This is a genomic window from Colwellia sp. NW0002-52-1 (assembly GCF_057550865.1).
Window position 1 is genome coordinate 1 of record NZ_BAAJLU010000005.1, and the last position, 22,125, is coordinate 22,125.

Annotated in this window: 18 protein-coding genes and 3 tRNA genes; 8 read left to right on the forward strand and 13 right to left on the reverse strand. The window is 36.8% G+C overall.

What is annotated here, in order from left to right:
- The 7 genes from AC27H3_RS06730 to AC27H3_RS06760 all read right to left on the reverse strand — a co-directional run.
- The coding region (locus AC27H3_RS06730) for an Ig-like domain-containing protein (RefSeq protein ID WP_487104756.1) at positions 1 to 3,311 on the reverse strand (3,311 nt) is incomplete at its 3' end.
- A gap of 439 nt (positions 3,312 to 3,750) precedes the next feature.
- Positions 3,751 to 4,284, reverse strand: coding sequence for a glycine-rich domain-containing protein (locus AC27H3_RS06735; protein WP_487104758.1), 534 nt, complete (start codon positions 4,282 to 4,284; stop codon positions 3,751 to 3,753).
- A gap of 1 nt (position 4,285) precedes the next feature.
- Entirely contained in the window at positions 4,286 to 4,423 is a 138-nt protein-coding gene (locus AC27H3_RS06740; protein WP_487104759.1) for a hypothetical protein, read from the reverse strand.
- A 48-nt stretch (positions 4,424 to 4,471) separates the two neighbouring features.
- A complete protein-coding gene (locus AC27H3_RS06745) occupies positions 4,472 to 4,735 on the reverse strand; it encodes a ParE family toxin-like protein (protein ID WP_487104761.1) in 264 nt (87 codons plus the stop codon).
- A 59-nt stretch (positions 4,736 to 4,794) separates the two neighbouring features.
- Positions 4,795 to 5,535: a hypothetical protein gene (locus tag AC27H3_RS06750; protein ID WP_487104763.1), complete on the reverse strand. Its 741-nt coding sequence runs from the start codon at positions 5,533 to 5,535 to the stop codon at positions 4,795 to 4,797.
- Between the two features lie 5 nt (positions 5,536 to 5,540).
- Entirely contained in the window at positions 5,541 to 6,014 is a 474-nt protein-coding gene (locus AC27H3_RS06755; protein WP_487104765.1) for a hypothetical protein, read from the reverse strand.
- Entirely contained in the window at positions 6,011 to 6,721 is a 711-nt protein-coding gene (locus AC27H3_RS06760) for a hypothetical protein (protein ID WP_487104767.1), read from the reverse strand. The genes AC27H3_RS06755 and AC27H3_RS06760 overlap by 4 nt, the downstream gene beginning before the upstream one ends.
- A gap of 597 nt (positions 6,722 to 7,318) precedes the next feature.
- Between AC27H3_RS06760 and sbcB the strand changes: the two genes are divergently transcribed.
- Positions 7,319 to 8,764: an exodeoxyribonuclease I gene (sbcB, locus tag AC27H3_RS06765; RefSeq protein ID WP_487104769.1), complete on the forward strand. Its 1,446-nt coding sequence runs from the start codon at positions 7,319 to 7,321 to the stop codon at positions 8,762 to 8,764.
- 166 nt (positions 8,765 to 8,930) lie between these two features.
- Here the strand turns inward: sbcB and AC27H3_RS06770 are convergent, their stop codons facing one another.
- Positions 8,931 to 9,803, reverse strand: coding sequence for an NAD(P)-dependent oxidoreductase (locus tag AC27H3_RS06770; protein ID WP_487105060.1), 873 nt, complete (start codon positions 9,801 to 9,803; stop codon positions 8,931 to 8,933).
- A gap of 121 nt (positions 9,804 to 9,924) precedes the next feature.
- Positions 9,925 to 10,290, reverse strand: coding sequence for a HopJ type III effector protein (locus AC27H3_RS06775; protein ID WP_198946930.1), 366 nt, complete (start codon positions 10,288 to 10,290; stop codon positions 9,925 to 9,927).
- Between the two features lie 502 nt (positions 10,291 to 10,792).
- On the opposite strand from AC27H3_RS06775, the gene AC27H3_RS06780 reads away from it, so the two are divergent.
- Complete coding sequence (locus AC27H3_RS06780; protein ID WP_487104771.1) at positions 10,793 to 11,275, forward strand: glutathione peroxidase; 483 nt, start codon at positions 10,793 to 10,795, stop codon at positions 11,273 to 11,275.
- A gap of 374 nt (positions 11,276 to 11,649) precedes the next feature.
- On the opposite strand, the gene uvrB is transcribed toward AC27H3_RS06780, so the two are convergent.
- Both uvrB and AC27H3_RS06790 read right to left on the reverse strand, forming a co-directional pair.
- Positions 11,650 to 13,650, reverse strand: coding sequence for an excinuclease ABC subunit UvrB (gene uvrB, locus AC27H3_RS06785; RefSeq protein WP_273312006.1), 2,001 nt, complete (start codon positions 13,648 to 13,650; stop codon positions 11,650 to 11,652).
- Entirely contained in the window at positions 13,650 to 15,023 is a 1,374-nt protein-coding gene (locus AC27H3_RS06790; RefSeq protein WP_273312009.1) for an MATE family efflux transporter, read from the reverse strand. The genes uvrB and AC27H3_RS06790 overlap by 1 nt, the downstream gene beginning before the upstream one ends.
- A gap of 557 nt (positions 15,024 to 15,580) precedes the next feature.
- On the opposite strand from AC27H3_RS06790, the gene AC27H3_RS06795 reads away from it, so the two are divergent.
- From AC27H3_RS06795 to AC27H3_RS06805, 3 genes are all read left to right on the forward strand, one after another.
- Positions 15,581 to 15,656, forward strand: a tRNA-Asn gene (locus AC27H3_RS06795).
- Between the two features lie 255 nt (positions 15,657 to 15,911).
- Positions 15,912 to 15,987: transfer RNA gene (locus AC27H3_RS06800), tRNA-Asn, on the forward strand.
- Between the two features lie 154 nt (positions 15,988 to 16,141).
- Positions 16,142 to 16,217 (forward strand) — tRNA-Asn (locus tag AC27H3_RS06805).
- A gap of 526 nt (positions 16,218 to 16,743) precedes the next feature.
- Here the strand turns inward: AC27H3_RS06805 and AC27H3_RS06810 are convergent.
- Entirely contained in the window at positions 16,744 to 17,460 is a 717-nt protein-coding gene (locus tag AC27H3_RS06810; RefSeq protein ID WP_487104773.1) for a transposase, read from the reverse strand.
- Between the two features lie 218 nt (positions 17,461 to 17,678).
- Entirely contained in the window at positions 17,679 to 19,316 is a 1,638-nt protein-coding gene (locus AC27H3_RS06815; protein WP_487104775.1) for a M28 family metallopeptidase, read from the reverse strand.
- Between the two features lie 283 nt (positions 19,317 to 19,599).
- Here AC27H3_RS06815 and AC27H3_RS06820 point away from each other — a divergent pair, with 283 nt between their 5' ends.
- The 3 genes from AC27H3_RS06820 (at position 19,600) to AC27H3_RS06830 (ending at position 22,024) form a co-directional block, all read left to right on the forward strand.
- Positions 19,600 to 20,715, forward strand: a complete 1,116-nt coding sequence (locus AC27H3_RS06820) for a DUF3083 family protein (RefSeq protein WP_487104777.1) — start codon at positions 19,600 to 19,602, stop codon at positions 20,713 to 20,715.
- A gap of 290 nt (positions 20,716 to 21,005) precedes the next feature.
- Complete coding sequence (locus AC27H3_RS06825) at positions 21,006 to 21,626, forward strand: LysE family translocator (RefSeq protein WP_487104779.1); 621 nt, start codon at positions 21,006 to 21,008, stop codon at positions 21,624 to 21,626.
- Positions 21,627 to 21,676: 50 nt separating this feature from the next.
- Positions 21,677 to 22,024 carry a hypothetical protein gene (locus AC27H3_RS06830; RefSeq protein WP_487104781.1) on the forward strand — a complete coding sequence of 116 codons (348 nt, stop codon included), beginning with the start codon at positions 21,677 to 21,679 and terminating at the stop codon, positions 22,022 to 22,024.
- Positions 22,025 to 22,125: the final 101 nt, after the last annotated feature.

The window sequence follows — 22,125 nt, forward strand, 5'->3', positions numbered from 1 at the left end:
GTGCCATTGTTAACACTTTCTTGTAGTTGATATTTTGTTGCCGTGCTCGATGATGCCCAGCTTATGCTAATATTGCCGTTCGTACTATTGCTTGGCACGATTATACTTGCAGGTGTTGCAGGTTTAAATAGCACTGAGTTTGAAACCTTCCATTGGCTACATGTTAAGCTTTGGCAGGACTGAATTCGATATTGATACTGGCTATTATTAAGATCATTAACAAAATAAATTGTAACGGGAATTACAACGCCTGAATCAAGTTCCGTAGCTTGGAGATTTGATTTTATACGTCTCCAATTAGAGTTATTTTCTTTTTCTTCAATATTAAATGTATGAGCAGAACGAGTGATTGCCCAACTCAATGTTAACCTACCTAAATTAATATCTGTGATATTAGCGCTAATCCTACTTGGAGAGCTTAACGGTGCAGGGATAATGTCTATTAAAGCGGAGAAATATTCACTATCCGCCCCTGCACTATCTCTTACTCGTACTCTGACATTTAAACTGCCATTATAATTTATCTTTGATGATGTAATTGTTGTGCCTGTCACCGTATAATTATTACCAGGTTCGACATGCAAAGTATAACTCGAACTATCTACATCTGTTATATTAAAATGAGCCAATGATAAGGCTAGTGTGCCATTTTCTTCTATAGTGGGGCCCTTATAGCTAGTAATTATAGGCGCATCATTCACCGGCGTAATATCTATCGGTGCATCGAAATAACTACTGTATGCACCCGCACTATCTTTTACGCGCACTTTCACACTTAAACTACCATTATAGTTTGCAGAAGATGGGGTAATAGTAGTGCCCGACACGGTATAGTTTTCCCCTGCAGAAACGTACAAGGTGAATGTAGAGCTATCGGCATCTGAAATATTAAAATGTTCTGTAGACAAAACCAGTGTGCTATCTTCAGCTATCGCTGGGCCTATATAGGTCTTTATTACAGGCGTATGATTTACTTTAATATTTCTCTCTGGCGTACTACTCGAGTACTTATTCTCGTTATCTTTTGAACGGTAGTAAATTATATGGCTACCAGCACTTAATTTACCAAATTTATAGCTATACGGAAAAGTCGTGTCTACTTTCCAACTACCAGTATCTAATTTGAATTCAACCTGCTTAATACTGCCATCACTATCGCTCGCATCAGCTGTCGCATCTATTGACTGTGTATTTAAAATCGTATCGTTATCAATAGGTGTTAGAGGACTTATACTTGGGGCCGCATTAGGAAGCTTAACAGAGAAAGAACTCGTTACGCTTTGGTTTGCTCCTCTATTGTCGTATGCCGTAGCAGTAATAGTATACGAGCCGACTGAAAGCTTACCGAAGTTTTTCGAGTATGGTGCTGATGTGACAGTGTAGGAGCCTTTTCCTGAAACGGTTAACACAACTTTACTAATACCGTCTCCTGAATCAGTATCACTCGCCACAGCTGAAACAGTAATATCATCAGCCATTGTAAATGCTTGATTGTTATATGGGCCCAAAATGAAAGTTGTTGGTTTGTGGTTAAAAGTGATACACACAACATTAGAAAAACCACCATAACCTTGCGCATTCCTTCCTCTTACTTTAAAACAGTTTATTCCATTACTTAGTCCAACAATAGCGTTACTAGTTGCACCACTATACGAAGCATATTGAGCATAACTTCCTCCATTAACATTTTTAAACACTTCAAATGAGCTTGCATTGGCTGAAACAGTCCAACCTATCCATCCATTAACATTAGCGTACGCAGTAAATGCAGATAAAGAGGGCGCGGACGGTGGTGGTGGTGCAACGATAACACTAACAGTTGCAGTGTTGCTATATCTGTAACTACCGCAATGCTCTTTACCAAAGTCCTTGTAACATGCTCGTACACGATATCGATAAGTACCGTTGCTCAGTCCTGATGTTTTCCAGCTTGTTTTTAACGTTGAGCCTAGAGAAAGGTAAGAACCACCATTAGTGCTTTGATAAAGTCTGTAATACGGCGACGGTGAAAAAGAAACCGAAGACCAATTGACGGTGAACCCGCCAGTAGTATTGGATGAAGGTACGCTTGCTGAAGAGGGTGCTGCAGGAGTGATCGGTGGTAAATCGACAGGACAACCCGACACAGCAGCTGCGCCACTGATAGGATTTAGAAACGAAACACTTTTACTAAGTGTTTTACTCTCCGAACTCAACAAATTGTTATTACAACTTGAGCTTGCCTGTATACCAACTAACGCAAGTGGACTTTTTGCACTTGATATAGATTTAAGCATACTTTGTGTCGATAAATCTTCTGCTTTCGCTGGCGCTGTATTTGTGTTATGAGGCTCTTCTGTGCTTATGCGTAATAGATCAAGAATATTGTCCTCATTCACATCATAAGGAAATAATGTAACATCGGTTGCATTCCAACTTAATCCCATTAAATCATCTGCAATAGTAACGGGTTGTAGTACTAGTAATTCGCCGTTTTGAGCAGAGGTTAGTAGGTGATGAGTACTGCGATGTGTATATTGTTGAACAAAAATATCGTCACGTTCATCGGCATTAAAGTCACCGATGATAGGGTTGAATTGTGCTGCAAGCCATGAAAATTCAGCTAAAGAGATAGATTGCTTTACCTTTTTAATTTTGCCCTTTTTGTTACTAAGTACGACATAGTGGTTTGCATTCGAAATATCAATATTGTCATCGGGGAACTGAATATGCTTTGTAAACTGTACGAATAAATCATCCTTACCATCACCATTAAAATCTCCCGCGTGATACTCATAATCTTCAGGAAAGTCTAAAAATGGTAATTTTCTATTATTTTTAAGTTTAAAATCGAATTTTTTTAAGTTCAGTCCGTCTTTAGAGCCAGAAAACACATAACCTTCAACTTTTCTATGCCTTCTGTCTTTCTTACTCAAATCACTGCGATAGAGTGTTAACAAGTCTTCAAAACCATCACCATTAAAGTCTCCAGTGGTGAATAATTGATGCCCGCTATGCCAAAATTGTTCACTAAACTCTATTGGGGTTGATTGAGTGTTCTCAAAAAGGTGCTCAACTTTACTTTCACTATTAAGTGAGCCGTAAGAGATGAGATTCAAGCCTTCAGGGCGAAGCGGTTGAAGTAATAAATCTTCTAATTCATCGCCATTAAAATCTCCGCGTGTTACTTGATAGTCAAGAGAGTACCATTCGATTGTATTAGCTTGTTCTTCTGCATATATCAGAAAAGATGGTAATACAAAAGCAATAGATAGCGCAAAAAAAGCAAGTAATTTATCGCACCGGAATGAGCAATGAAGAAAGCTTAGCATTTAATAAAACCCTTTATTTTTATTATTTTATTGGTATTAAATAGCTAAGGTTGTTGGTAAATCGTTCTTATTTCAGTTAACAAAATAATTACAATATTTAAATGAATAAAGCGACGTGAATTAACTTTGCATCCTTGCTTTAAACATTACTAATACAAACTTAGCATGTTTATTTTTTACACTAAAGTAACCATTATGAAACAAAATGTAAACTAAAAGTAGAGGAATATTTTTAATAATTATTTGTATAAAGTAAAAAGCATTAACTAAAACTACTAATATAATCAATATATTATTGACTTACCTTCGCTAATACTTACTTTAAAGCTAAGTTATAATACATAGAGCTTTCTAATTAAAAATGGATTATCAATCAGATAAATTCTGAGAGCTTTGCTCGCAATACCAAATACCAACAGTATTACGAGCGCAGGCTTAATTACTTACAGGCACCCGGTGTTCTACATGCACAGCTTGAAGGAACATGGCATGCATGATCTCCGTCGCAGCGTGCAGCTAGAGTTGATTCTTTTCCAAATAAAGCCTCGGTTGGGAACTTACCAAATTGCGCTTCATAAAATTTTATCGTTACATCAAAAGATGACTGTAAGTTATTTTGATCATCTGCGCCATAAATCCCAAAATATGGATAGTGATGGATAAAGTGCCCAAAAACTTTATTACAATCATCAGCATAAGCTTTAGTATCCAAAATATGCTCGTGCCAAAATTTATCTACTATTTTACTTGGCACTAAAGCAACCTTAGGATGAAGCTTCTTCAACGTTAGAAATTTACAATATTCTGACTCTGCAAATTCACATAGCTTAATACTCCAAGTTGCTTCTAAAGATTTTGTTAATTTCCATTTCAATTTTTCAAAATTAAGTAACTTTACTAGAGGATGAATATTGTTATCAACTTGTGTAAAGTTTAAAGGTATTAACGTACTTTTCTCATTAGATAGTTGCATATTATGCTCCTTGCTTCTGCTGTTTTTGGTTACTGCGATTACCATGAACCTGACTATTTTGACGGTTAGTTCCAGGTGTTCCTTTATTAGGGTTTTTCTGGTTGGACGCATTATCTTGTGGCTTTATTTTGTTTTTCATAAGTTTCTCTTTAGAGTAAAAAAGTTAAATTGAAGTAACGGTTATTCGTTACCTTCGCTTTAAAAAACGATCTAAATTTTTTCTCTGTAAGAGAAGTTCAGGTAAATAACCAAGCTGATCGCGTTTGAAGATCAAACGATAGCCCCCTAACTTAAAGCGAATAAGGCCCTTAGCACACACTAATCGTTTGCCACCGATATGGTGATAGTCTTCGCCATTGCTAAGTTTATTTTGAATAGAAAGAGCGCGTTGAAAGTAACGGCTTTTTACAATGATAGGATAAGGTTTAAATAGGGTATTAAGTGTTTTCATTACTAGCTCCTGTTAAGTAACTGGAGCTATAATGGTTTTGTTCCCGGAACAACCAAGGGTTAATTTAATATTTTTTGAAAATACTCCCAAGCTTCTTTTGACTCATCTTCTTGGACTTTAATTTTTTTGTTTAAAGACTCAATCACCGGCAGTCTTAATAAAGCGGTATGCTCTAAATTTTTTAATACTTTTTTTGCCTGCGGATAGTCTTTACTTGCAAAAAACGCTTCCGCCTTTTCATAGCTCTTCATGTATTCTTTCCAAGGAATAACTTGTCCATAAAGATTCAACATAGGCGTTAAGTCATACTTACTTCTAGCTAAATTAGAAAAAGGCGAAGGTAACTTATCTGTGAATAAATCAAACTCAGCTGAACATAAGCACTCAATAATTTTATCAATGTTTTCTCTGACAATACCTAAACAAAAAAACTCTAAATATTGTTGGTCAGTTTGTTTTTTCAGTATAGAAAAATTACGTTTTTCTGGTTTAAAACTTGTTGCTTCATAATGCTGAAATAACTTTTTTGTTTCGCCTGTACCTATTAAATAAAGCAAACATAATGAGTTATAAATCGCATTCCCCTTATCAAGCATAACGATATACTTGGCAGGTGAATCGCCCTCCTTTATTGTTTTTATTACACGTTTTCTGAATTTATTTTTATCAGCAGTATCTCCATCACGTGTTTTAGTAAAAACATTTTGTAGGGCAACATTAAGCTCTTTGGGCAGTGAGATGTTAGTTTCACTTAGAAAACGTCTAGCATGCTCATTCATTGATAAGCCATCAAATTCCATATAAATCACCTAGCATTACAAAGTAAATCTCTAACTTCATCTCGGGACATACTATCAGATGAGTTTTTTTTCAATAAATTAACTGCTTCCATTCCTTTATTACAAAAATATTTTTGACTACGCCTATAGTAACCTCTACTAACCAAAAACTCGTTATTATAGCGTTGATATATATAATTAATGGTGCCAACACATTGGCCTATATAAATAGCTTCTAGTTTAGTTAACGACATAATACCAAGAGGGTTAGTCGCATTTTCTGTCACTTCATCACACATCATAGGTAAGTCCTTAATATGCTGATTCTTAGCAGTATAAATAGCTAAACACTCGCCTAGTTCAATAAACTCCTTTTTATTAAATAAAACAAATTGTGCTTTACTGGCAGATTCTAAATGAAAACAATCAGCTATAAGCGTGCTTTTAGCGAAAGCAACCTGAGTAAAGAAGATAAAAACAAGTAAAATAAAAAATTTCATTCTGCTAGCCCTCTTTTACAGAATCTAAATGAACGAAGGATGATAACAGCCGATATAATAAGAAATAACGCATCAAAAACATCCGCGACAACGCCATTTCCTAAGGTTTTCCATAATGCATCTGCTTGAACTAAAGACTCTAGCGAATAGGCATAGGCCATGATTATTATCATAAAAAACACTATTACTTTAAGGTGTATGATAACAACGCTATTAATTGAATTAGCTAACATGGCTAGCTTATAACGCTTTAGGCCAACTATCCCATGAACTTTGAATAAGCCACGCAACTGAATAAAGATCACAATCAAAACAAAAATATCTATAATTGTTTCTAATAGGGTTGTGTTCGATACCCAACCAATCCCTTTAACAAATTCTCGGCCTTCTGAAGCTCCGAACAACATAAGCTCATAAATTAGATAACATGAAATCAATAAACTAATAATATGGAATGCAGACTGAAAGTAACTAATAGTTATGTGCCTATAGAAGTAGACGCTTTTGGGATCAAATAGCCTTAACTTCTTTCTTTGGCGCTCAATAAATGCAACTTCTCGTTTAATGAGTTCTTTTTTTGCATCGACCTTAGCTGCGCCAGCAGATGCTAAAGGCTCTTCACTGTGTTCAAATGCTTTTTTCTCTGAAGATCTTTTATCATCTTCATTGATAATAAAGTTGGGCTGGTATATTGACTCACCATTCATGGGTATTCATTCCTTTGTCCTGCTAAACTAAAACTTATTCGACAGTCATTGTGTCTTTAAAAGTAACTTATATGTAGATTAATCATTTAATTACCGCGCAATATTACTATTTCTCCAAACAAATAAAAACAATCTATTTGCAGTTAATCGTTAGCTTTATGATATTTATCTATTAAGTATTTCAAATACTTTTTGCTTTGTAATACTCTGTAGGAAGAGTATTAGTAAATTGAGCACATAATTTAAATAGACTGTCCGCAATTTAAGATGTTCGCTTTTGTACAGCTTGAAACCAAAACTTAAATGCATATTCAAAAAGGAGAAGTTCTCACTTAATTGATGCGAGTGCAGTACTAGGGTAACAGCCAATTTTAATTCTTTGTTGCTTACCCTCTCAACGAAAGCGATAATTAAAGTTATAACGTCATTTGTGCTATCGAGAGCAAGTAGAACAATTCTACTGTGCTAATAAAGATTTTTCTTGGTAGGGTGTTTTGATTTAAGTATCAGTTAACGATATAGATACATCTATTCTAAAAAGCTAGAACAATGATGTAATCATAAAATTAAAAACAAAATAATAAGAAGTGAAAAAGAATGAATAACACTGACCAAGCTACTATCCTCTGGCACGATTACGAAACCTGGGGAATATCTCCAAAATTCGACAAGCCTTCGCAGTTTGCAGGTATTCGTACCGATCTTGATTTAAATATTATTGGTGAGCCTGAGATGTTTTATTGTCAGCCGCCACAAGATTATCTGCCACAGCCTGAGGCTTGTTTAGTTACCGGTATTACGCCGCAAAAAGCTTTGCGTGAAGGGTTAACTGAAGCTGAGTTTGCGGATCGTATTCATGGCTTATTTACCCAACCTAATACTTGTGTTGCTGGCTATAACAGTATTCGTTTTGATGATGAGGTAACTCGCTACCTGCTTTATCGTAACTTTTACGACCCTTATGCGCGTGAATGGCAAAATGGTAATAGTCGATGGGATATTATTGATATGGTACGTGCTTGTTATGCCCTTCGCCCTGAAGGTATTGAATGGCCGACGGTTGAGCGAGATGGCGAGCAAGTTGTTAGCTTTCGTTTAGAGTTGCTGACACAGGCAAACGGTATTAGTCATGAAGCCGCACATGATGCGATGAGTGATGTTTATGCCACGATTGCTATGGCTAAGTTAATTAAAGAAAAGCAGCCTAAGTTATATGAGTTTATTTTTAATTTGAAAAATAAAAAGCAAGTGGCTGAGTTAATTGACGTTTATAACATGACACCTGTTGTGCATACCTCTAGCAAAGTGTCTTCAGTACATGGTTGTACGAGTTGGTTTGCGCCGGTTTGTTATCATCCAATTAATAAAAATGCCGTTATTGCGATAGATTTAGCGCAAGATCCAACGCCGTTATTTGAGCTTTCAAGTGAAGAAATAAAAGCGCGTTTATATACCCGTTATGACGATTTGGCTGAAGACGAGTTGCCTATCCCAGTTAAGTTAATTCATTTAAATAAGTGCCCTATTGTTGCGCCAGCAAAAACCTTGTTGCCTGAGAACGCCGAGCGTTTGGCTATTCCTCGTGAGCTTTGTTTAGAAAACTTAAAAAGGCTAAAGCAATATACTGAGCTTAGAGATAAGTTAACTGATGTTTTTGCCGAAAGTGATTTTGGTGATGAACCAGTAGAAGCTGAGTTTGCACTTTATGGTGGTAAGTTTTTCTCGCATAGCGATAAAGCGCAAATGGATATTTTGCATCAGTTAGCGCCAGAGCAATTAGGTACGCATCCGTTTCAGTTTCAAGATGAGCGTTTAAGTACTTTGTTGTTTAGTTATCGTGCGCGTAATTTTCCTTATACCTTGGACGATGGCGAGCAACAAAAATGGCAAGCGCATTGTCAAAATAGACTTCAGCACGGTAAAAAAGGGTTGTTAAGTATTGATGAGTTTATGATAAAAATTGAAGACTTAGCGCATCAGCATGAGCAAAACCAAGCAAAAATGGCCGTGCTTAAAGCGTTATACGAGTACGTGCAAAGTTAACACAATACTGCCTATTTATGCCGACTTACTTAACTTGAATTAACTTAGCTTGACTTAACTTGAGTTGAGTTGAATTGAATTGAGTTGAGTTAGCTTAAGTAAGTCGGCTAGTTTTTTGTATGTAGAATAAGGCTATTCAGCTACAAAAAACTTCTTAATTAGCGTTTTACTTTTTAAAGCGACTAATTAAGCTTGAAGTGTCCCAACGGTTGCCACCACTTTCTTGAACTTCTTTATAATAACCATCAATTTGCTTGGTAACAGTTAAATCTGCGCCAAGTTTTTCAGCTTCTTCAAATGCGATGGCAAGGTCTTTTCTTACCCAGTCAACCGCGAAACCGAAGTCAAACTCTCGATCGCACATTGTTTTTCCGCGGTTATCCATTTGCCAAGAGCCTGCAGCGCCTTTGCCAATAGTCGCAAGTAATTTATCAACATTTAAGCCGGCTTTCTGTGCGAAGTTTAAGCCTTCAGCTAAGCCTTGTACGGTATTAACGAAACAAATTTGGTTGACCATTTTAGCTAATTGCCCTGAGCCAACTGGCCCCATTAATTGACTAAATCTAGCGAATGCTGCCATAACAGGCTCTGCTTTATTAAAAACAGTTTCGTCACCGCCCACCATTACGGTTAGCACACCGTTTTCTGCGCCTGCTTGGCCGCCTGAAACGGGTGCGTCTAAAAAGTATTGTTCTTGGCTTGTTGCAATGTTTGCAAGCTCTACTGCGACTTCGGCCGATGCCGTGGTATGGTCAACTAAAATGCTGCCTTTGGGCATGCCTGCTAATATGCCGTTCTCACCTAATACTACTTGGCGAAGGTCGTCATCGTTACCTACGCAACAAAACACTATGTCACAGTTTTTAGCGGCAAGTGCGGGTGTTTTAGCGGTAGTACCTGAAAATTCAGCCTGCCATTTTTCGGCTTTTTCTTGGCTTCGATTAAATACACAAACCTCGTGTCCGGCTTTTTGTAAATGCCCTGCCATGGGATATCCCATTACACCTAAACCAATAAATGCTACTTTCATCGAACGGATCCTTTTGTAATATCTGATACTTATTTGAAGTTAGTTGTACTTAGCTAGTTAACGTTAATTAAAGTTAGTTAAACTTTTCAGCTTAATTGTGCTGTTGTTAACCGGCTCGCCTACTAGTTGTTTATTTTATCGGTGATAAAGCCGCTGCTTTGAATTTAATACCTTGCCAGCCTGTTTGCATGAAGTTTCTAATATTTTGGTGATCATTACCTTTAGGGTTTTCTAAAACATCTTCTCGGTAATAACTGCCGAAACAAGCTAGCGTTTGTGAAGGCGTTAAGTTATTTAATTGTGCAAAGTAAAATATTTTACAAGAGCCTTCGTTAGTGCCGCTTTCATTCACTAGCTCACCATTACTAAACGCTGTGGGTTGGTACTGATAATTATCGGCAATAACTTGCATGACTTGGGTAAATTCTATTGGATGTTGTGCCTGTTTAATGTTCGTAAGCAGAGCGTTTAAGCTGATGTTTTCAATGTTACTCATGGAAGTTACACGCCTTTTTAAAGTTTTGTTCGGGTTGAATACTAAAAGTTGATTTAAAACGTTGCGATTATTTTGCCTTAACTGGCTAAGCAACTTGCTAGACACTTGGTTATAAGTTGCTAGTTTAAGGTCGCAGCCATTGTTATTTTCTTGTTAGCTGTAATGCAAAAAGGGATTTATATGCTTGGAAAGTCGCCTTGGTTTTTATGCGTTCTATGTTAATAAAATTAAGATTATTTTGAAAGCGGCTATGGTCAGCGTTTCTTATAAAAAATTTAATTTCATAATTACTGCCATTTATAAATGCACAATAAATTATTACCAATATTACCGTTTAACTTAAACATTAGATTAAACCTTATCTGAAACCTCAATTAAACCTCTAGCTAAAGCACTAACAAGTTGTAATTTTTCATCATGAAAATAATGGCTTAGATAATCTTGTTAATCATAGCTATTTGCCTTATTCTAATTTTTACATTGATCCGACCAGCTAAATAAAATGACAAAAACTATTTACACCTTTGGTGCTAACAATTACAAAAATGAAGCCGTAGATTTTTCTCAATACAAAGGTAAAACGCTGTTAATAGTAAACACGGCTAGCGCTTGTGGCTTTACTCCACAATATGCCGGTTTAGAAGATTTATACAAAAAATATAAAGATAAAGGTTTAGAAGTATTAGCTTTTCCTTGTAATCAATTTGGTAAACAAGAAAAAGGTGATAACACTGAAATTAAGCAGTTTTGTGATCTTAACTTTAATATTTCGTTCGATCTTTTTAGTAAAATAGACGTTAACGGCGATAATACTCATCCATTATTTGAGCACTTAAAAAGCGAAGCGCCTGGCATTTTAGGGAGTAAAGGTATTAAGTGGAATTTCACTAAGTTCTTGGTAAACAATCAAGGTAAAGTGATTAAACGTTATAGCCCAAGAACTAAGCCAGCCGATATTGACAGCGATATTGCGGCGATACTTTAATCGCTTGAGATAACCAAGTAACTTGTGAATTTTGGTTTTACATTTTGAGCCTGTTGAACTGAAGTTCAACCTAAATATAAAGTAGGGTCAGATACACATTAATTGATTTTGGTGGTTTTAAGAGATTAATGTGTATCTGACCCTACTTTATTCAAGACTGAAGTTATTGCTATAGCCTTGGGTAATTTTTTGTAGGTCGGACTTTAGTCCGACAATAGCGAAATACCTAGAAAAACTGAGGTTCTGATAAGCTGATAATCTGTTGGACTGAAGTCCAACCTACAGGTGGATGCATCTAACTAACAGACATAGAGTGATTTATTTGTCTGTTTAAACATAAATAAATCACTCTATATTGCTTGTAAGTTATAGCTTTAAGTTTCTAGCTGTAAGTCACGTAACTGTTTGATTTTATCTCTTACTGATGCGGCTAATTCAAACTCTAGGTTTTGTGCATGATTAAACATTTGCGCTTCTAGCTCTTGCACTTTCACATCAATTTGCTTGGTGGTTAACGTCTCGTATTCTGACGCTGGCTCTGCTGCTTTTAATACTGCAGCTGCGCGAGTTTTGCCGCCGTCGAGATCCATAACGTCTGAAATATTTCGTCTAACACCACGTGGCGTAATGTTATTGTCGAGATTGAATTGATGCTGTTTAGCGCGTCTTCGTTCAGTTTCGTCAATGGCTTTGCGCATAGAGCCGGTAATGCGGGCAGCATATAAAATGGCTCTACCGTTAATGTTACGTGCCGCTCGTCCAATGGTTTGAATAAGTGAGCGTTCAGAGCGTAAAAAGCCTTCTTTATCGGCGTCTAAAATTGCGACTAGCGATACTTCTGGCATGTCTAAGCCTTCACGAAGTAAGTTAATACCGACTAAAACGTCGAACTTACCTAAACGAAAATCTCGAATAATTTCAACACGTTCTACCGTGTCTACATCTGAATGCATGTAACGTGCTTTTATTTGATGTTCATCTAAATAGTCCGTTAAATCTTCTGCCATGCGTTTGGTTAACGTGGTGGCTAGTACTCTTTCATTAATTTTTATACGCTTGCGAATTTCAGAAAGTAAATCATCAACTTGGGTGTCAACTGGCCGCACTTCTATTTGTGGATCTAGCAAGCCAGTTGGGCGCACAACTTGTTCTGCTATTTCGCCGGCTGATTTTTCTAATTCATAGTTACTTGGCGTTGCTGATACATAAATGGTTTGTGGCGATAAGGCCTCAAACTCTTCAAATTTCATTGGGCGGTTATCAAGTGCTGAAGGTAGCCTAAAACCATATTCTACAAGGTTTTCTTTACGCGAGCGATCACCTTTGTACATAGCGCCAATTTGCGGCACGGTAACATGCGATTCATCAATAATTAACAAGCCATCGGGAGGTAAGTAATCAAATAATGTTGGTGGCGCTTCGCCTGCTCCGCGGCCTGATAAATAGCGAGAATAGTTTTCTATACCTGAGCAGTAGCCAAGCTCGGTCATCATCTCAATATCAAATTGTGTGCGTTGTACAATTCGTTGCTCTTCTACTAACTTATTGTTTTCTTTTAATTGGGTAGATCTATCTTTTAATTCGATTTTGATGTTTTCAACCGCAGCTAATATTTTTTCGCGTGGCGTTGCATAGTGTGTTTTTGGATAAACCGTTACGCGAGCAACGGTGCGCTCAACTTCGCCGGTAAGTGGGTCGAATATGCTTATGCGTTCAATTTCTTCATCGAATAGCTCAATGCGCAATGCCATTTTGTCTGACTCTGCCGGGAAAACATCAATTACATCACCGCGCACTCGGTAAGTTGCCCGTTGAAATGCTACGTCGTTGCGAGTGTATTGCAGCTCAGCTAAGCGTCTTAAAATATCGCGCTGATTAATAATGTCGCCAACACTTACGTGCAACATCATTTTCAAATAAGAGTCTGGGTCGCCCAAACCATAAATGGCTGATACCGAGGCAATAATAATAACGTCTTTGCGCTCTAGCAGAGATTTAGTCGCCGACAGTCGCATTTGCTCGATATGCTCGTTTACTGAGGCATCTTTTTCAATAAAAGTATCGGTTGTGGGCACGTAGGCTTCAGGCTGATAATAATCGTAATATGAAACAAAATATTCAACAGCATTGTCAGGGAAAAACTCTTTCATTTCGCCGTATAGTTGCGCCGCTAACGTTTTATTTGGCGCTAACATCATGGTAGGTCGATTAAGTTTTTCGATAACGTTAGCGATGGTATAAGTTTTACCTGAGCCAGTTACGCCTAATAACGTTTGATGTGCTAACCCTGAGTCAATACCGTCGAGCAGTTTTGCAATAGCGGTTGGTTGGTCGCCGCTAGGAATATAGTCTGAGTGTATTTTTAACGCTTTCATTAAACTTTAGCCTCAACGTTGATGCAGTCTTTTGCACATTGCTTACTAAACAAAGTATAAGAAATAGCCGCCATTACGACATTGCCAAGTAATGCGCCGATAAAGAAGCCTTCTAAACCAAACCATAAACTGCCTAGATAGGACAAAGGTACGTAGCAAACAAATAACCGAATAATACTTAATACTAAGGCAACCATAGGTTTATGTAAGGCATTAAATGAAGAGTTGGTTAAAATAATAACGCCCTGTAAGCCATAACCTAAGGGTAAAATCCAAATAAACAATTTAATAATATCGGCTACGGCTTGCTCTGTAGAGAACATATCAGCAATAAATGGTGCCGCTAATACCAGCACAACATAAATAAGCACTTGCCAAATAAGCACAAACTTTATTGAAGTTTTATAACCCTCTTCAACGCGCTTCATGTTACAAGCACCAAAATTTTGGCTAATAAATGGCGGTAAGGTCATGGAAAGTGCTAAAACCACTAAACAGGCAATAGACTCAATTCTAGAACCCACACCAAATGCTGCCACGGCTGATACGCCATATTCAGCCACAATGGCAGTTAATACGGCTGAAGCAACAGGGGTTAACATGTTAGCGCCAGCGGCCGGTAAACCAATATGTAAAATATCGCGAGAGGCAGAAATAAATGCTTTAATCGACATTAAGTGGCTATGAATTAAGCCACGTTTTACCGCTAAAATATATAACACAAACCCAAGACCAAAAACCCAAGATATTAATGTAGCTATTGCCGCCCCTTGAATACCCATTGCTGGGATAGGACCAAAACCAAATATAAGAATGGGGTCTAATACTGCGTTAATAAGCCCCGCACTTCCCATAATAATACTGGGTGTTTTTGTGTCGCCATCGGCTCGTAAAATGGCGTTGCCTATCATAGGGCCTATTAATAAAATACAACCCAAAAACCACAAATCCATATATTGATGAATTAAAGGTAATAATGATTCGTTAGCGCCTAATAATAAAAAGGTTTCGTCGATAAGTAAGTAGCCAACTACAGCAAGAATGCCCACTATAATGGCTGATAAATATAATGAACTGGTGGCTAAATTTTTTGCAGTTTCTTTATCGCCTTTACCTAATGCCTTTGCAATAACGGCCGATGTACCTATGCCCAAACCTATGGTTAAACTGATCACGGTAAAGGTAATTGGGAATGTAAAACTGATAGCAGCTAATGGTTGCGTACCTAACAAGCCGACAAAAAAGGTATCAACCAAGTTAAAAGTCATCAATAAAATCATGCCGTAAATCATCGGAATGGTCATGCTTTTTAACGTCGGGGCTACGGGATCTTTCAGTAGATTAATTTGATGAGTATTTTTAGTTTCAGTCATTAATTTTTTCAGAATATGTGATAAATCGAATGCATCTGCCATTGTAAAAGATCAAACAAAGAGTCGCTACGTATATATTCAATTTAAAATAATAATAACGCTATTAGTTGAAAAAATAATATCACAGGAAAAAATTGCTCTACACTATTGTTCCGAGAAATGCACAGGAAATGTATAAAAACTTAGCCTGAACAAAAAACGCACGCACATGCATATAAAGCCAACATTTATCAGTTAAGTTATTGTTATAAAATGAAATAAAGTAACAGGGCAATAAAGCACCACTTCGCTACAAGCCGCATTCTACCGTTAGTATTACTTTGTGTTACACTTTAACTCACATAGTTATCCACAGATTAAGTGGATAACTATATTTAAAATTAACAAAATCATATCTTGATTATTTAATCATCAGAAAAAGACTAAATTGAGTAAACAATGCCTGCTATTTGAGCAAACAGACAATAAAATGAAATTTTTCTAACTTTTGTATTGACAGTGTGAGTAGAGGCCTTTAATATTCCGCCCCGTTAGCCAATAGCGGCTTTCAAAACAATTCCTCAATAGCTCAGTTGGTAGAGCAACGGACTGTTAATCCGTTTGTCCCTGGTTCAAGTCCAGGTTGAGGAGCCAAATTTAAGATTTTGGTTTCAATGTTGCTACGCAAAGCAACAGACTGTGCTGTTATTAATTAAGCATTTGTCTCTGGTTAAAGTCCAGGTTGAGGAGCCAAATTTAAGATTTTGGTTTCAATGTTGCTACGTAAAGCAACGGACTATGCTGTTATTAAGTCAGCGTTAGTCTCTGGTCAAAGTCCAGGTTGATGAACCAAATCAATAAATAATGGCTAACAATTTTTATTGATAGCGGTTATGTAACAAGAACAATTCCTCAATAGCTCAGTTGGTAGAGCAACGGACTGTTAATCCGTTTGTCCCTGGTTCAAGTCCAGGTTGAGGAGCCACTTTAAATGTTGGTTTCAATGTTGCTTCGCAAAGTAACGGACTGTGCTGTTATTAAGTCAGCGTTTGTCTCTGGTTCAAGTCCAGGTTGAGGAGCCACATTAGTAAATAATAGCTAGCAATTTTTATTGATAGCGGTTATGTAAAAAGATCAATTCCTCAATAGCTCAGTTGGTAGAGCAACGGACTGTTAATCCGTTTGTCCCTGGTTCAAGTCCAGGTTGAGGAGCCACATTAAAGAAACCTGCTTACTAGCAGGTTTTTTTTCGCCTAAAATAAAGTAGGGTCAGATACACATTAAATGTTAAACGTTGATTTCAGTGTTGCTTCGCAAAGCAACGAACTGTGCTGTTATAAACTCAGCGTTTGTCCCTGGTTCAAGTCCAGGTTGAGGAGCCACTTTAAAGAAACCTGCTTACTAGCAGGTTTTTTTTCGCCTAAAATAAAGTAGGGTCAGATACACATTAAATGTTAAACGTTGATTTCAGTGTTGCTTCGCAAAGCAACGAACTGTGCTGTTATAAACTCAGCGTTTGTCCCTGGTTCAAGTCCAGGTTGAGGAGCCAAATTAAAGAAATCTGCTTATTTGGCAGTTTTTTTTCGCCTGAAATAAAGTAGGGTAAGATACACATTAAATTTTAGATGCTTAATCACCTCTAACCTAGAAACATGGTCAAACTCTAGGGGTAATATTCCCTTTTTTAAAATTATCAAAGACACTAAAATCAATTAATGTGTATCTGACCCTACTTATTAATTTATTTATGTGTATCCGGCTTCACTTGTGTACTTGTGCCTAAAGGCCTGCCTAGTTTAGCTTCTCTAACTCTTCGTCCAGTTGATTGCTCTATTTCAGATTTAAAACACTCACTTCCCAGTGCCAAGCCTTTATTTAATGACGTTCTGATATCTTCAATTAATGAGGGGGCAATTTGATATTTAAACAAAGACTGATATGTTTCTTGGCGATGTAGTGAATTATCGCCAAGATCCTTGTATGCGGGATGAGGTGTACATAATGCAGATTTTTTTCCTAAGGCGTTAATTTGATAACTGGACCAAAAATATTGTGATGGTTCATCAACCATTTTCGCCCTAACAGGATTTAACTCAATATATTTATACACTTGCAATAAGTATGAAACATCTTCAATCAAACAAGATTTATATCTGCCTTCCCAAAGCGTGCCAGTTCTTCGATATTTATGATTGAAATATTGCACATATCTGCGACCTAAACTTTGCATTAATAAACTAATTGCGTTTGGCATGCGAGGTGTGCAAAGCAAATGCACATGATTAGTCATAAAAACCCATGCATGAATATCAACACAATGCTTAACTGAGTACTCAGTTAGCCAATGAGCGTAAGTAGCAAAGTCTTGTTCATCTGCGAAGCATAAACTGCGATTATTTCCGCGTTGAATAATATGTTGTGGTATGTCGATTAATTGAATTCTGGGCAGGCGAGCCATAAATAATATCCTTATTATTTAAATTGATCTCAGTATAGGACAAGAATCTTTAAAGTATAATTTACGCTTAACAACAAAATTGAAAAGATAAATTTTAATGTTATCTGACCAGTTTATTTTTGGTTTTAATTAATGTGTATCTGACCCCACTTTATTATTTTTAGCATAAAAAAAAGCAGCAATTACATAATTGCTGCTTTGGAGTTTTAGCTATGTGCTTAGCGTTTAAACTCTGAGGTTTTGCTCCACTGTGGCCACACGTTTTGGTGTGAAAGTTCATAACCTACTTCGAAGAAGGCTTGCATATCTTCTACGGCACCTGAAAGGTCCCATTGCTCGCTGTATTCATCACAGGCGTTGTGGTAACACTTGGCTAGAATTGGATCTAATATTTCTCTTAGTGCTTTTGTCGCGGCATCAACTGGCTCTTTACCACTTTTAGCATAAAGTGCTGGAATACCGATATTAGCGAAAGCGAAGTGATCAGAACGGTAGTAAATACCTGCCGCTGGACGAGGGTCGCCTGAAATTACACGCCCTTGTTTTTTAGCGGCAACGGTTAAGTAGTCGTCTAGCTGAGATTGACCTAAACCATAAACAGATACATCTTTACTTCGACCATTTACATTTAATGCGTCCATATTAATGTTAGCCACTGTTTTCGCTGCTGGAATAACTGGGTTTGCAGCATAAAACTTAGAGCCAAGTAAGCCTTGCTCTTCAGCGGTTACTGCCATTACGGTAATTGAACGCTCAGGTAATACAGGCAATTTTGAGAATGCTTCAGCCACTTCAATTAAAGCTGCAGTACCAGATGCATTGTCAACTGCGCCATTGTAAACTTGGTCGCCGTCTTTGCTTGTATCTTTACCTAGATGATCCCAATGCGCAGTGTAAATAATGTGTTCGTCAGGCTTGGTACTACCGGGTAAGGTGGCAATAAAGTTATATGATTTTGACTTTTTAACGGTATTTTTTACTTCAACTGAAGCGGTTAAGTCGCCCATAGCAACATGATAACTGCCCTTTGCTGCTTTTGCTTTTTCTTGCTCAAAGTTTAACCCAGCATTAGCAAAAAGCTCTTTGGCAACTTCGCTATTAACCCAGCCTTCAACGGCTACACGGCCTTTGTTTAGATCTTCACGAACAAAGCCAAATTGTGGACCTGTCCATGAATGCTCTACAACCGACCAACCGTATGAAGCTGGTGCAGTTTCATGAATAATTATTGCACCTTCAGCACCTTGACGACTCGCTTCTTCATATTTATATGTCCAACGACCGTAATAAGTCATGGAGTTACCATTAAATAATGCTGGGTCTTGAGTAGCAAAACCTGGGTCGTTTACCAGAATTACCACTGTTTTTCCTTCAACATCTAGACCTTCGTAGTCATTCCATTGATATTCAGGTGCGTTAACACCGTAACCAACAAAAACTAACTCAGAATCTTTTAGCTGTTCGAATTCACTAATACGGCTAGAGCCCATGACCATATCATGACCATATTGATATGCTTTATCACCAATAGATAAAGTCATTTCTGGAGATGCTTCAATAGAAACCATAGGCACGGCTTGTAAAAAACTATCACCATTGCCCGGTTTAAAACCTACGGCGGTAAGTTGTTTTGTTAAGTAATCAAGCGTAAGTTCTTCACCTTTGCTTGAAGGTGCGCGCCCTTCAAATTCATCTGAAGCAAGGGTTTTAATATGCTCGGTCAGCTGTTTTTTATTAATACTGTTATAACTTGCTGTTACATCGGCAGTACTATTTGTTTTTTTGACAGAATTTTCTGCGCCACAGCCCAACAATACGGCTGAAGTTAATAGTGTGAAAGCTAAGGTATTTTTCATTTTTTTATACTTTATTTAAGAATGACCCCGAGATTATATACAAATCTTGGTTCATTTAGGTAGGGTTAGCTGCAAAGAAATATTAAAGCCAACATTTTCTATATGAAGGTGATACTTTTAACCCCTTTGTAGATAACCTAAGCGCTGTAACATTGTTTTCATCCCTAATATTCAAACTTTAATAGCCTTGTTAAGTTAATGATCTCCCTTCTGATTTATTTCTTATTTGACCACCTTTATTGATACTACTATGATGATATTTTTAAATTAAAGGTAAAATGTTATGCCAATCTCTCGTACAAGACGTGTTCAACATAAAGTGCATATTCCTTCTTCTGCACGTGAAAACCAATATTTACTTGCTAAGTTTGCTATTACAGACAGTTTAATCGAGAGAATATCAGGCCCTGTTGATCACAGCAGCGAACAACCGTTTCTGCCTTTTTACAAGAAGCTGTCAGAAATATTCTTTAAAATTAACGAAGAATTAGATATAGAAAGTGGCCAGTTTGTTGCCAACGACAAGTTCACTCGTATTCGTTTTAGCCCAGAAAAAATTACTGCGCAAACCGAACAGCAAATTTTATTTTTATATAACTCTCGTTATCATTTTAGTCAAAAAGCCTATTTTGATGGAAAAAAGCAGGCTAGCAAAATTCATTTAGTGTTTTTATCTAACGGTAATGAAGTAAGGCATGATTCGGCAATTTTTCATCAAAAAGTTGTTAAAGCTATCACAAAGTTCACTGAACAAAGTGGTATGGCGAAAGACGAAATGCGCATTTGTGATCATCAACACCTTACTTATGACTTATTTGCCAAAGATAAAGGCGTGCAAGGCAACCAAGTGCATAAATTACGCAGTATATCTAACCGTTATGCACCCGATGAGATATCTATTCCGGAAAATACCGACGAGCTGACTTATGCCATTGTCGATATGCCGATTAATCGTAGATTACGTAATTTAGTTAAACTTGATGATAGTGAAGGTGAAAATTATAACCCGCTATATAACTATATTGCCGATGCATTTATCAGTGCAGCAAAAAAACATAATTTAAATAATGGTGCGCTGATAGCTAATGGTTTAGTGCCTATTGTACGCCGCAGTGAAGATGAATCTACCGTGGCTAAGGGGGAGTTAATGATGATTGGCTATAACCCTAAAAGTATGAATAGTGGTTATACCTGTAAATGGGTCGCTGAAGAGTTAGTTGATAGTGTGCATTTTGTATTTGTTGCTAGTGAGCAAGATAAAACCAGCCATGGCTATGGTAAGTTTTTAAATCAAATAGAGTCTGTTTTACATAGCATTGCCCAAAAACTTAAATACGATAATGATAAAGAAGAGTTGATTGTTCGTTTTCATCAACATATTGGTTTTTATCGTGAATAATAGTTTTTATAACGTCTGTTACCGCTAAAATTTTGCATTTTTCGGAACAATGTATTGCAGCGTTCACTTAACAATGAACGCTAACAATATTTCATACATTTTTGATATTCTCTTGCTGCACAATATAAACTAACAAGTTATCCTCTATAAGCTGATTGATTTAAGCTCTACTAGCCATATTTAATTACTCGAATAAAATTACTTTTTTATAGTTTATTTAAACTTTATGTTATTAAACCTTCACTTAATTGCGTTATTATTCTTTTACTCACCATTTTGGCACTTACACCTTGATAGACTTCACCTTACTGAGTATTTTTATTCCAACATTTTTTATGGTTAGCATAACGCCAGGCATGTGTATGACCTTGGCCATGAGCTTAGGTATAACTATTGGCGTGAAGAAAACATTCTGGATGATGTACGGCGAGCTATTAGGAGTAGCAACCGTTGCAGTTGCCTCTGTATTAGGTATAGCAACATTAATGACTGCATTGCCGCAACTATTCCAAGGTTTTAAAATTATGGGCGCGCTATATTTACTTTATGTCGGTATTAATATGTGGCGAGCCAAAGGTAAACTAAGTACAGACCCAAATCAGCATCAACAATCAATTAAAAGAAGTAGCTTATTTCAGCAAGGCTTTTTAACCGCTATCGCCAACCCTAAAGGTTGGGCGTTTATGATTTCGTTATTGCCCCCTTTTATAAACCAAACATTACCATTAACACCGCAGTTAAGTATTTTAGTACTAGTCATTTTAATATCTGAATTTATTTGCATGACGCTATATGCCACGGGCGGTAAATCTATCGCTAAAGTTTTAACCAAACGAAATAATGTTCAATTGCTCAATAAAATATCAGGTAGTTTAATGGTATTAGTCGCTATTTGGTTAGTAGCAAGTTAGTAAGTGTAGTTTTCTAAATAAAAATTATAGGCTCGATTAAAGGTTTATCAATGTCATACGATAAAGTCATAACGAATGAAAATGGTGAGGAATTTCCATATTCAGAATCATTTGATAGTGAATCTTATTATTATAAAATAAGTATCGTGCTTGATGATCGAGATGGCGAATTACTCATTTCTAAGTGGGGTTCTCATATTGAGTTTGATGATGGTAGCTGGCTGGATTTTAAAATTGCGCCAAATGAACTCTTCCCAAAGCAAATAAAGTTAACTTACGATAATATTCTTTTTTACATGCAGACAATACTTGAAAGGGAATCTGAAGCTAAATTGTTAACTAAGCAAGAAGTCGAAAAGCATTATAAAAATTATTTAAAACAACTTAATAAATTCTAAAAAACACACATTACTCAGCATTGTATGTAATTATGTTACTTGCTTCAAACTGCAAAAGTTAGTTGGCTACACTTCTATTCTTAAAAACTAAATTAATTTGC